Annotated in this window: 11 protein-coding genes; 5 read left to right on the top strand and 6 right to left on the bottom strand. The window is 31.1% G+C overall.

The features are described from left to right. Positions 1-564 precede the first annotated feature (564 nt). From PNO30_RS07075 to PNO30_RS07065, 3 genes are all read left to right on the top strand, one after another. Positions 565-1527 (top strand): cell surface protein, encoded by a 963-nt coding sequence (locus tag PNO30_RS07075; RefSeq protein WP_271965781.1) that lies wholly within the window; start codon positions 565-567, stop codon positions 1525-1527. Positions 1528-1659: 132 nt separating this feature from the next. Next, on the top strand, positions 1660-2580 hold the full coding sequence (locus tag PNO30_RS07070; RefSeq protein WP_271987690.1) for a hypothetical protein: 921 nt from the start codon (positions 1660-1662) through the stop codon (positions 2578-2580). Positions 2581-2777: 197 nt separating this feature from the next. Then, positions 2778-3725: a hypothetical protein gene (locus PNO30_RS07065; RefSeq protein WP_271987688.1), complete on the top strand. Its 948-nt coding sequence runs from the start codon at positions 2778-2780 to the stop codon at positions 3723-3725. Between the two features lie 99 nt (positions 3726-3824). Here the strand turns inward: PNO30_RS07065 and PNO30_RS07060 are convergent, their stop codons facing one another. The 5 genes from PNO30_RS07060 to PNO30_RS07040 form a co-directional block, all read right to left on the bottom strand. Further along, the gene (locus tag PNO30_RS07060) at positions 3825-4745 is read right to left on the bottom strand and encodes an ABC transporter permease (RefSeq protein WP_048801993.1); all 921 of its coding nucleotides are present in this window, start codon (positions 4743-4745) and stop codon (positions 3825-3827) included. After that, the gene (locus PNO30_RS07055) at positions 4746-5810 is read right to left on the bottom strand and encodes an ABC transporter permease (protein WP_003147813.1); all 1065 of its coding nucleotides are present in this window, start codon (positions 5808-5810) and stop codon (positions 4746-4748) included. 12 nt (positions 5811-5822) lie between these two features. Then, positions 5823-7334, bottom strand: coding sequence for an ABC transporter ATP-binding protein (locus tag PNO30_RS07050; RefSeq protein WP_271987685.1), 1512 nt, complete (start codon positions 7332-7334; stop codon positions 5823-5825). A 294-nt stretch (positions 7335-7628) separates the two neighbouring features. Then, positions 7629-8735 (bottom strand): BMP family lipoprotein, encoded by a 1107-nt coding sequence (locus tag PNO30_RS07045; protein ID WP_271987684.1) that lies wholly within the window; start codon positions 8733-8735, stop codon positions 7629-7631. 630 nt (positions 8736-9365) lie between these two features. Next, entirely contained in the window at positions 9366-10481 is a 1116-nt protein-coding gene (locus PNO30_RS07040) for a BMP family lipoprotein (protein ID WP_271987682.1), read from the bottom strand. A 342-nt stretch (positions 10482-10823) separates the two neighbouring features. Here PNO30_RS07040 and PNO30_RS07035 point away from each other — a divergent pair, with 342 nt between their 5' ends. Continuing rightward, positions 10824-11648, top strand: coding sequence for a purine-nucleoside phosphorylase (locus PNO30_RS07035; protein ID WP_204641693.1), 825 nt, complete (start codon positions 10824-10826; stop codon positions 11646-11648). A gap of 13 nt (positions 11649-11661) precedes the next feature. Continuing rightward, a complete protein-coding gene (locus tag PNO30_RS07030; protein WP_271965788.1) occupies positions 11662-12087 on the top strand; it encodes an HIT family protein in 426 nt (141 codons plus the stop codon). Positions 12088-12249: 162 nt separating this feature from the next. Here the strand turns inward: PNO30_RS07030 and PNO30_RS07025 are convergent, their stop codons facing one another. After that, entirely contained in the window at positions 12250-13050 is an 801-nt protein-coding gene (locus PNO30_RS07025; protein ID WP_271965790.1) for a hypothetical protein, read from the bottom strand. Positions 13051-13096: the final 46 nt, after the last annotated feature.

Genomic DNA, 13096 nt, shown 5'->3' with positions numbered 1-13096 from the left:
ATTCCAATAATCGTCTGTACAATTTCGTAAGCTGACAACTTGCTACTCCTTTCGTCAAGATTTTAGTGTATGCGAGCATAGCACCATCCCCTTTCTTATTGAAGTAGCCACCATCTTTATCGGGAACTAATGTCCCCTAACTTCTCTCTCCAGTTTTGATTATATCAAATTAAACTATCATAATCAACTATTTATAAATACTAATATATCAACACTTTTTACTAAATAATTATACTTTTTATACCCTGCCAATATAAAAAATAAAGTCGATACTTCCTATGATACCAACCACTCAGGATAGATTCTTCCCCTATTGAATGGGAGTAGATTTTAAAAGTCGAAAACGCTCGATATAACTGACTTTTATAAATTATACATAGAATATTAACAAGTTTAACCCCACCAAAAATTTTTGGTGGGGTTATCTCATATCTAAAATTTCAAATAAAATAATCTATATCTTCTACAAAAAGGATTTACAAAGATTTTTATTAGGAATATAATTAAGTGGAGTGTCATAATAACCACTTATACAATCAACCTAAAAAAGGAGAAACACTTTATATGAATAAAAAACTTATAGCTATATTGTCTAGCATTATTGTTCTTTTATTACTTGCCAGTGGTCTTTATTACTTCTTTGGTTCTAGTAACAGTTCTATCAAAGAAGAACATGCTAAATACCTAGCTCTAATAAACGATAGCCATGACTTCAAAGGAGGACTTGCAGGATTAGAAACTTTAGATAATGATAAAGGTCAAGAAGCTTTCAAAAATATTAAAACTGAAATAAAGATCGCTAAAGAATTAAAAAATACTGATTCAAGTCTAGATAATAAAGACGTTGATGCTGCTAAAAAATCTTTAGAAAAAGTCGATTCACTTACTACTGATAACTCTTTTGATAAAGCTATCGAGTGGTTAAAAGAAGATATCACTAATTACGAAAAAGCTTTAAAAGAAATTAAAGAAGCTAAATCTGATGATGTCAACAAAATATTAGATAAATACAAATTTAAACATAGTGCTTTAAAAGCAAAATTGAGTGAAGAAAAGGGAGAAACTAAATCTGACAACAGTAATTCAAACTCTAGCTCATCAATTTCTGATAATGAGAATATACCTAGAGTTGGATTACAACAAGCTCCTATTACATATGGTGAATTAAAACGAGGCGTATATAATAATGGAGGTTCAGAAACTGTAATTGGTAAACTTCTTTCTGAAGAACTAGGTGGCCCAGTAGCCAACTTCTCAAATGAACAAATAAGAGATGCCATTGCTAGATATAATCAAAAACACTCATCTCAAAATAGTGTATCTACTAGTGGAGATCCTCTAGAAACTTATTATTCTCAATGGGTTACTGCCATTAAGAGAGAACATCCAGAAGCAAGCTTTGTCAAGGATACTGATGGAAAGTATTATGTTGAGGGACTTACTAAAAATAGATTAGCTGTTATTTATGAAAATCCTCATTTAGTTCGACTAGTTAATGCTACAACTAACCTACATGTAGAATTTTAATTCTAAAACTTCTCAATTATCATTTTTTGATATTGGGAAGTTTTTTTCTAAGTTAAACTACTCCCTTCTTCTATTGACGTTACATTTCTATTATTCTATAATTAATTATGTAGAAAATGAAAGGAGACTATTATGAAAAAAAATAATAAAACTATAATTTCAATTGTTTCAGTAATCATTGCTGTCGTTATTTGTTTTATTGGATATAATTCTTATCAAAGGAAACAAGCAGAAGTCGTTTTATCAGAAAAAGTAGCTGCTTTACACGAACTTACAAAAAAATTTAATGACAAAAACGATAGAAACGAACGGCTTAACATACTGAAAGAGACCCTTGATGAACAGTCACAATACAACCTTAATTCTAATAAAGAGCCAAAAGTTCAAGATGAGTTTAAAAATAGTATAAATACAATGCGAACTTATTTTCATAACGATTATGACAATACTATAAAAACATATACTCTTTCAGATATCACTACAGTGTCCGATGAGAAAAAAATCAATGATAATAAGTCAAAATTAAATGAATTAACTAAAACAATTGAGACTGAAAAAGACTATACTTTCGAATCAGAACAACAAGCTCAAGAAAAACAAACTGAAGTAGAGAAACTTGTGAAAAAGTATGATGAGCGTATTAATGAATTAAAGAAAAAAGAAAATGATAAAAAACAAGAGAAATCATCAAGTAAAAGTGAAGCAAAAGCTGAACAAACTGCTTCTACTCATTATGAAAATGATTACTTTAGTGTTGATGTGCCAGATAAATGGGCTGGAATATGGTCATTCACTGAAATCACTGATACTAGCAATCTAGGAACACCATCTCAACCAGCAAAAATTTATTCATTTAAACATGATCCTGAAGGTAACGTTCCATTTGGTGGTGCTCAAGCAATCTATGTTTTCCCTAACGGAATTCCTAGTAAAAGTGAATCTTCACCAATGTTAAAAAAACTAAGATCAAATGTCTACTTAGCACCCGGTGCTGCTTCTGGTTTCTTCTCAACAGATGGTAAACCTGATCGAGCAACTATTAACGTTAAATAATATATTAAATAAATAATACTAAAAATATATATTTAGATTAAATGAATGGATTCCTTCTGTATTGTGCAGAAGGAGTCCATCTTATTTCTTAAATAATCGTATTATTATAACAATTAAAGACTTCAACTCCCCCCATATTGACTAAATATTACGATTACACTATAATTATTAAAGTAATTAATCTAAAGGAGAATTTTATGAGTAAAAAAAATAACAAAACTATAATTTCTATTATTTCCATAATAGTTGTGTTAGTTATTTGTTTTTTCGGATACACTCTTTATCAAAAAAAACAAGTTGAAACAGTATCTGCTGAAAAACTAACTGCATTACATGAACTTACGAAGAAATTTAATGATGAAAATGATAGAAATAAGCGTCTGGAGTTATTAAAAGACACTCTTGATGAACAATCAAAATACAATTTAAGTTCTAATAAAGACTCAAAAGTTCAAGATGAGTTTAAAAATAGTATAAATACAATGCGAACTTATTTCCACAATGACTATGATAATACCCTAAAGAAATATACTATTTCAGATATTAGTAGTACATCTGACAATAACAAAATTAATGACAGTAAGTCAAAATTAGATGAGTTAACAAAAATAATAGAAAAAGAAAAAGACTATACTTTCGAAACAGAAAAAGAAGCTCAAGAAAAACAAACTGAAATAGAAACACTTGTGAAGAAATATGAAGAACGCATAACTGAATTAGGTAAAAAAGAAAAAGAAAAAGAACTAGAAAAAAGAAAAGAAGATACTTCATTAAATATTGGTGAGAAATTTGTAGAAATGACTTCTACTCATTATGAAAATGAGTACTTTATTGTAGATGTTCCAGAAAAATGGTCTGGAAAATGGTCGATTAGTAAAACTGTAGACACTAAAGATCTTGGAACACCTTCTCAACCTGCAATAACTTATGCTTTCAGTCGTACAGGAGATAATCCTATGTTTGGTGGAGGTGGACAAACCGTCCATGTATTCCCTAACGGACTATCAAGCAAGGCTGACAACATTAAAGAATGGACTAAACTTGGTTCAAATATTTACGTTGGAGTTGGTGCTAGTAGCGGTTTCTTTAACGAAAAAAATGAATCGTACTATAAGGATGAAATGGCTAGAATCAAAGCCAAATAACTAAAATCACCTCAATCAAAATCTTGGTTGAGGTCTCTTTTTATACTAAATTAAAAAGTAGTCCTTGAAACATGGAAGTTTCAAAGACCACTAAATTTATTATCTTAAACCTTTATCGTATGGAATACCAAGTGCTTCTGGAGTAGCAGTTTTCTTAGAAAATACGATAAGTGCAATAATTGTAGCTACGAATGGGAACATGTTCCAGAATGATACCGGGATTGGTAGGTCTGGTGCTAAGATAGAAACTTTCTCAGCGAATACTTTAGTTCCTCCGAAGAATAACGAAGCTAATGTGATTGTAATTGGGTTATATTTACCGAAGATTAATGCCGCTAATGCTAAGTATCCGAATCCATATACTGTGATAGCTGCATTGAATCCTTGTGAGAATGTAGTTGCGATGATAGCTCCAGCTAATCCTGCTAAACATCCTGAAATAAATACCCCAATGTAACGATATTTAAATACATTTAATCCAAGTGAATCACTCGCTTGTGGGTTTTCCCCTACAGAACGTAAACGTAATCCGAATGGACGTTTATATATTACATAGTATGTTACAATTACTAAAATTACAGCTATAAATACCGTTGGATAAATAGTAAATTTACCAAATACTGTGTATCTTGGGAAACCACTTGCTAATAATAATTCATATGTACCATTAAAGTGGTTAACTAAGAATAATGCTATAGCCGGTGTAATTAAGTTAATCGCTGTACCTGAAATAACTTGGTCAGCTTTTAAGTTAATACTGATATATGCGTGAATTAATGACATTAACCCACCTGCAAGTGTTGCAACAACTAAACAAATTACTAATTGGAATAATGTTGGAGATCCATCGAACACTGATAATGCTAATAGCGACGCGATGAATGATCCAAAGATTACGAAACCATCAAGGGCAATGTTAACAACCCCACTTTTTTCTGAATAGAAACCACCAATGGCAGCTATAAGAATTGGTGCAGTATATTGTAACATTGAGTCTAATAGTGATAATACTGTATCCATCTATTTATCTCCTTTCTGTTTCTTACTACTAAATAATTTATCAAGCAACTTGTTATCAAAGATAGCTTTAGCTGCAACGAATAATACGATTAATCCGATTAAAATATTCGCGATATCTTTTGGAATACCGATGAATGATAATTGTGGAGTTAATACTCCTAAGAATCCGAATAATAATGCTCCTAATAATGATCCAACAGCTGTGTTAGCTCCGATTAATGCAACCGCGATTCCCATATATCCAAATCCTTGGAATGTTGAACCTGCTACTACTTGTCCTACAGGTCCCATATTATAAAGAGCACCACCTAAACCAGCGAAAGCTCCTGAAATAGCCATAGATAACACAGTATTTCTATTTACTTTCATACCTACGAATTTTGATGCACTCGGGTTAAATCCTACAGAACGTAATTCATAACCGAATACTGTTTTTTCCATAACGATATAGAAAATAATAACACTAAAAATAGCTAAGAATAAATCAGTTCCTAAACGATAGTTATTGAAAATACCTTCAACTAAACTATTTTGTAAATATCCTGTTCCATCAGCTGAAACGATAGGTTTAGAAATAATATCGTTAGTTCCTTTAATATATTTAGGTACAGCAAATTGTACGAAATATAAAGCTGTATAGTTTAACATAATTGTTACAACTACTTCACTAATATTGAATCTAGCTTTTAGGTAACCTGCAATAGCTGCCCAAAGACCACCTACTACAACACCAACTAGAATACTAGTAATTAATACTAAATAGAAGTTCATACCTTCCATTTTAATCGCAACAAGTCCAGCGAAAAGACCACCCATAATGAATTGACCTTCCGCCCCAATATTGAATAAACCTGTTCTAAATGCAAATGCAACAGATAATCCAGTACAAATAAGCGGAATTGTTGATACAAAAATTTCAGCTATACTGTTTGAGTCTGAAAAAATATCTCCGATTACTCCAAACACATCTCCTGGTGCTGCCCCTATCGCTGAAATAAGAATTGCTCCAATAATAAATGAAGCTAATATCGGTAGCACCGCATTAGTTAAAACTTTTTTTAACATACGTTCTCCTCTCTACTTCTTAACCCCTGCCATAAGCAGACCAAGTTGTTCTTTTGTTACATTTTCATCATTATCCACTACATCGATAATGTTACCATTGTGAATAACCGCGATTCTATCAGATAACGTTAAGATTTCATCTAAGTCAAATGAAATTAATAATACACCATTACCTTTATCACGATAATTAATTAACATTTTATGAATACCGTTAATAGCTCCAACATCAAGACCACGCGTAGGTTGAGTTGTTACTAGTAATTTTGGATCTAATTCTAAAGCACGTCCAATAATAAGTTTTTGTTGGTTACCACCACTCATACTACGTGCAGAAATTTTTTCATCTCCAGCTTTACGAACATCATATTTTTCACAAATTTCTTTAGCAAATTTTGATATAATATTCTTTTTCAAGAATCCACGTTTAGCAAATTTTTCTGTATAATAATTTTCTAAAACTGAGTTTTCTTCAACACTGAAATCTAATACAAGACCATCTTTATGTCTATCTTCCGCAATAATTTCAAGTCCAAGCTCTTTACGTTTTGCTGTTGATAATGAATTAATCTCTTTTCCGTCAAAAATAATTTTTCCTTTTGTTTCTTTAAGTAAAGCATTTAGTACTTCTACAAATTGTTGTTGACCATTCCCGTCAACTCCTGCAATACCAAGGATTTCACGTTCACGTACATTTAAGTTGAAGTCATGTAGAATATCTTTCTTCTCAGCAGTGTCAGCATAAACACCTGAAACTTCAAGAATATTTTTCTTACCGTCTCTTGAACGCTCATATTTAATTATTTCTAAGTCTTTACCAATCATAAGACTAGCTAGTTTTTCTTTTGTTGTTTCTGCTATTTCAACTGTTCCGTAGTATTCACCACGACGAATAATACTACAACGGTTAGCTACAGCCATAATTTCATTAAGTTTGTGAGTAATTAATAAAATAGTTTTTCCTTCCGCTTGAAGATTTTTAAGAATAGCTAAGAATTCTTTAATCTCAGCAGGAGTTAAAACTGCAGTAGGTTCATCAAAAATTAAAATGTTAGCATCTCTATATAACATTTTTAAAATTTCAACCCTTTGTTGCATCCCAACACTAATATCTCCAACTAATGCTTTAGGATCAACTTCCAAACCATATTTTTTAGATAAATCTTTAATTTTCACTGCAGCACTATCTAAATCAATTTTTCCACCTTTAACTTCTTCCATACCTAAAATAATATTTTCAGCAACTGTGAAGTTTTTAATAAGTTTGAAGTGCTGATGCACCATCCCTATTCCAAGTTGGTTAGCATGCTTAGGATCTTTAATATCAACTTCTTTACCATTCAATTTAATAGCACCGGCTTCTTGATGGTACATACCAAAAAGAACCGACATCAACGTAGATTTCCCTGCACCATTTTCACCAAGTAAAGCATGAATTTCATTGTTCTTTACCTGAATAGTGATATCTTTATTTGCGTAGAAGTCGCCAAACTTTTTAGTTATGTTTAGCATTTCTATAGCGTACATATCTTTACCTCTCTTTTATAAATTCTTACATACTATATATTATAATATATTTTGACAAACTAGTATAGCTTTTTAATAGATTTTTTTCATATATTTACCATAATTTCAGTTATTATAAAATTATTAATTACCAAGGTGTATTCGTTTTATAGTTTTATAATATACTACTAGTTTTATAACTTTTATAATTTTAATTATAATATAAATTTTTTAATACTATTTAAGAAATATAAAAATAATTTGCTAAAAAAGACCTAGCAATCGCTAGGTCTTTGAAATATAAACTTCTTAAAATTAAAGTTCTCCGTCGATATTAGCTTTATCAGCTACACCAGCAGCATCAGCTGCAACTGTTGCTTTACCAGCTTTTAGATCTTCAACAACTGTTTTGATTTTAGCTTTGATATCATCGCTTAAGTTAGGGTTTTCTGCTGGAAGTCCAACACCATCTTCTTTAATAGTGAAGACTCTAGCTTTTCCACCTTCAAATTTTCCAGCTTTGATAGCGTCTAAGATGTTAGATACTGCAACGTCGATACGTTTAACAGCTGAAGTTAAGATAACTGATTTTTCAACATCTTTTCCATCTTTATCTTTAGCTTTGAATACACCTTCAGAATATTGGTCTTTATCTACACCAACGATCCAGTGTTTAACTTCTCCACTTTCTTTAAGGTCTTTAGTTGCTCTTTCTTGAGCTTCTTTAATAGAACCACTTCCAGTACCACCAGCTGCTACGAAGATTACGTCAGCTCCAGCATCGTACATAGTTGCTGCTAAAGTTTTACCTTTGTTAGTGTCGTTGAATGAACCACTGTAGTTGTAAACAACTTTGATGTCTTTTTTAGCTGCTTTAGCACCTTGAACGAATCCAACACCAAATTTAACTACTGCTGGGATTTTAGCTCCACCAATGTATCCAACTTTACCAGTTTTTGATTGTAAAGCTGCTGCATATCCTGCTAAGTATCCTGCTTCGTGTTCTGAGAATGTAACTGATTCTACGTTTTTGTTTTGAACTACACCATCGATGAAGATGAATTTTTTATCTGCAAATGAATCTGCAACTTTTGGTAATTCTTTTTCAAAGTAGAAACCAGCTAATGAAATTACGTCAGAAGATTTTGCTGCATTTTGTAAGTTTGCTGCAATATCACTTTGGTTTTTAGTTTCGATTGGGTTTAGTGCTTTTCCACCATTTTTTTCAGCCCAAGCTTTTACTGTTTCAACGTTACTTTGGTTGAAACTTTTATCTTTTGCTCCACCTTCGTCAGTTACAACACCGATTTTTAATCCAGAGTTGTTAGAAGATGAATTTCCGTTAGATGATTTAGAAGAACATCCAACAATAATTAATGCTGCTGATAAAACAACTGCTATTAACGAAAATACCTTTTTCATAAATAAAAAGTCTCCTTTATTTGTATATTGTTTATACCTAAATAATACCACATTATCTTTCAAACTTCAATGATTTATTAAAAAAATATTAACATTTTTTTATAATGTTCGTTTTCTAATTATAAAAACCTATAAAAGTAGTATTTATAGGAATTATCATATCTATTCTTCTATATTCATATAAGATTATTTTAGAATAATAAAGCATTTTCAAAACATTAATAACGTTTACATTTTTATACGAATTTTATATCCGAGACTATTATTGCACATTAATTATATTCTTTGGATAAAGACTTTATTTTATGGATATAATTGTATTTAATATTTTACGAACTTTAAAATATCACACTCTAATCATTGAATAATAATGTATATTAATACTTATTCTTAAGATAAAACAATTTATGTAAAACTACAGTTTTTAATAAATATTTAAAATCAACATTATCCAAAATAGATTATATTCAACTATTGTTCTATTCCCTCTAGATACGATAATTTTAGATACTTTACTTTAATAAATTATCACGTATTAGATATCTCCTATATCTTATTTAGAAAAAATAGGAGTGTCCAAAATCAAAATCTCTTAGAAACTTTGATTCAAACAGCTCCTATATTCTTTAATTATAGTTCACCTTCTAAATTAGTACCTAAACCTTTTGCTTTTAATTCATCTCCAGTAGCTGCTACTTCAACTTTCCCTGATTTTAATTCTTCTATAGCCTTAGCAATTTTTGTTTTTGCCTCTTCGCTTAAGTTAGGATTTTCTTTTGGAATACCTACACCATTTTCTTTAATACCAAAAATGTGTTCACCTTTAGTGAACTTACCTTCTTTGATTTCATTTAAGATTTTTGTTACAGCTACTTCAATATTTTTAACAGCAGAAGTTAAGATAGCAGATTTTTGATATTCTTTTCCATCTTTATCTTTCCCTTTAAAAATACCTTCTTCATATTGATCTTTATCCACACCAACAACCCAGTGCTTAATTTCTCCACTCTTAGACATATCAATTATTCCACGTTCTTTAGCTTCTGAAATTACACCGTTACCTGTATTCCCAGCAGCAACAAAAATTACATCTGCTCCTGAGTCATACATAGTAGCTGCTAAAGTTTTACCTTTGTTTGTATCTGAAAAAGTTCCACTGTAATTGTACATTACTTTAATATCACTTTTAGCTGCTTTAGCACCATGTACAAACCCAATACCAAATCGCTCTACCGGTGGAGTTTTTGTTCCTCCGATAAATCCAACTTTCCCCGTTTTAGATTGTAACGCCGCTGCAAATCCTGCTAAATAACCAGCTTCTTGTTCTTTAAAGATTAAAGAAGCAATATTTGGAGCATCAACAAAAGTATCAACAAACATGAATTTTTTATCTTTATATTGTTCCGCTACTTTTGGAATTTCTTTTTCAAATTCAAAACCTGCTAAAGAAATAATATCAGACACTTTTGCAGCATTTTGTAAATTAGAAGTTATATCCGATTGAGTTTTCGTTTCTAAAACAACAGGCTCTTTCGCACCATTAGCCTTTGTCCAAGCTTGAATAGCTTCTACGTTAGCTTGGTTAAAACTCTTATCTTTTGCTCCACCTTCACCAGTTACGACACCAATTTTATATCCGCTCTTACCGTCAGATTTAGTGTCATTCTTAGCATTCTTTGAAGAACAACCAACAACAATTAATGATAATGCAACTAGAATTGCAAAAATAGTACGTAATTTTTTCATAATGCCCTCCTTAAAAATTTATGTACTAAGAACATAATACTATTTTTTTAAACCGTTTGCAAGATATTTTTTACAAATAAATATAAAATATAAATAACATGAAATATACTTCTAAAAAAATACTACTATTCCTAATAATTTAGTACTTTCTATTTTTTAATCAGGCTAGAATACTACTTTTATTATATAGTCTATATAATTCGTCCTATCAACTATTACTTTGTTTCAAAATTAATCTCTAAAATTGTAAACGTTAATAATAAATAGGTTAGAAATTATATATTTTCTCAATTTTTTATGCTATAATATTTTTGATGAAGCATTTTCAGGAGGATTTATATTATGACATATTATGAAAATATTGTAGAAACTGCAAACTACATAAAGAAATATTTTGGAGAACCTATCGACTATGCAGTAGTTTTAGGAAGTGGTATTACACTTGAACTTGAAGATCAACAAGAACTTGGTTATGAGGCTATTCCACTTTTCCCAGGAAATAAACACGCTAATCGAGTTAAAGGACATGCTAACAAACTAACTTTTGGTAAAATCTCTGGTAAAAACGTATTAGTATTAAACGGTCGTCTTCACTTTTATGAAGGTTATAGCATGAAAGATGTTGCTTTTATGACATATGTTGTTAAATTTTTAGGAGTAAAAGGATTATTCATAACTAATGCATGTGGAGCTATTAACACAAACTTCACTGAAGGTGATATCGTGTGTCTTGACGACTTTATTTCACTAGTGAGTAAAAACCCTCTAATGGGAGAAAATGATCCACGTCTAGGTGAAAGATTCGTCGATATGACTACACCATTCGATCCATATCTAGTAGAAAACTTACACAACTCTGCTAAAAAACTAGATATTACTTTACATACAGGTGTTTATGGATTCTTCCAAGGTCCATACTTTGAAACACGTGCTGAAATTCGTGCATTCAAAACAATGGGATGTGATCTCGTAGGAATGTCTACAGTCCCAGAAGTAATCGCTGCAAACCACGCATCGCTTCCTGTAGCAGTTTTAGCTTGCGCTACTAATATGGCAACAGGAATACAAGAGAAAAAACACGACCACGAACACGTACTAAAAACTGCTCAAAAAATTAGTATAAACCTGAAAAATCTTTTAATTGAAACATTAGAAAACTTAAAATAAAAGGAGTAAAATTATGGAAAAAACTATTTTCGAAAAAATCATTGATGGAGAAATCCCAAGTTACAAAGTTTATGAAGATGAATATGTATACAGCTTTTTAGATGTATTCCCTATAACAAAAGGACATACATTAGTAATACCTAAAAAACATAGTAGAAATATATTCGACTGCGATCCAGAAACAGCAGCTAATATCGGACGAGTTCTTCCAAAAATCGCTAATGCTGTGAAAGACGCATATGGATGCGATGGTGTTAATATCTTTCAAAACAATGAAGAATATGCTGGACAAAGTGTATTCCACCTACACTTCCACATTGTACCAAGATACAAAGATAAAGATACAAACTTCGATAACTTAGAAGTTAAATGGCCACCACAAAAAGTTGAACCAGCAGAATTTGAAGAAATTAGGAAAGCAATCGCTGATAGACTATAATATTAAGAAAGACTAGGTAATTTGTGCGTAACCAAAAAATTAGACCATAGCGTCTAACTTTTTGAATGATAAGCAATAATGAATTTACCTAGTTTTTATTCTTAACATAAAAAATACGAGCCTGAGATAAATCCTCAGTCCTCGTATTTTTATATTATTGTATTATTTTCTTCCTTCTTTTGATGCGAATAAAGAAACAATCGAGTCTAAAGTAGTTTTTGGTTTTTCTTCAACAAATTCTTCAGCTTCTTCTTTTACTTCTTCTGCTTTTTCAATTACAGGAGCTACTGTTTCGTGAATTTGTTCAAATGTAGGTTCTACTTTTTCTTCATAGTGAGTTTTTGCTGTTTCTTTAGCTTCTTCTGTAAACCCTTTTACTTTCGTAAAAGTAGGCTCAGTAGCGTGTGAAAAATATTCTTTCACTTCTTCAGCCGCATCTTGTACTTTTTCTGCAACAGGCTCTGAAGCTTCTTGTGTCGCTTCTACTGCAGGCTCTGCAACCTCTTGTACTTTTTCTACTGCTGGTTCTACAACTTCTTGTGCTTTTTCCACTACAGGCTCTGCAACTTCTTGTGCTTTTTCCACTACAGGCTCTGCAGCTTCTTGTACTTTTTCTACTACTGGTTCTGCAACTTCTTGTGCTTTTTCCACTACAGGCTCTGCAGCTTCTTTTACTTCTTCTGCTTTAGCACCAAGTTGTACAAAGTTTTCTTTCACTTTTTCAGTTTCTTCAGCTGCTGTTAATTCTTCTAATTTTTCTTTAGCAACATCTTTTTCTTCTTGTGCTTGAACTTCTAATTCTTGAGTTTTTTCGTTAATAATAGCAGTTAATTTCTCAATACCATTTTTAGTATTTTCTTTTAGTAATTCTTTGTGTTTTTCTAGTTCTTTAGGATTTTTATAATAATAAGCTCCTAACGCACTCACCGCTCCTAATAAAGCACCCTTAAAAATTTTACCCATGTTTGAATTCCTCCTAATTTCTTATCAGTATTGATTTTATCAAAAA

The sequence above is a fragment of the Gemella haemolysans genome (assembly GCF_028308085.1).
GTDB lineage: Bacteria > Bacillota > Bacilli > Staphylococcales > Gemellaceae > Gemella > Gemella haemolysans_D.
This window is presented reverse-complemented; position numbering and strand designations above follow the sequence as displayed.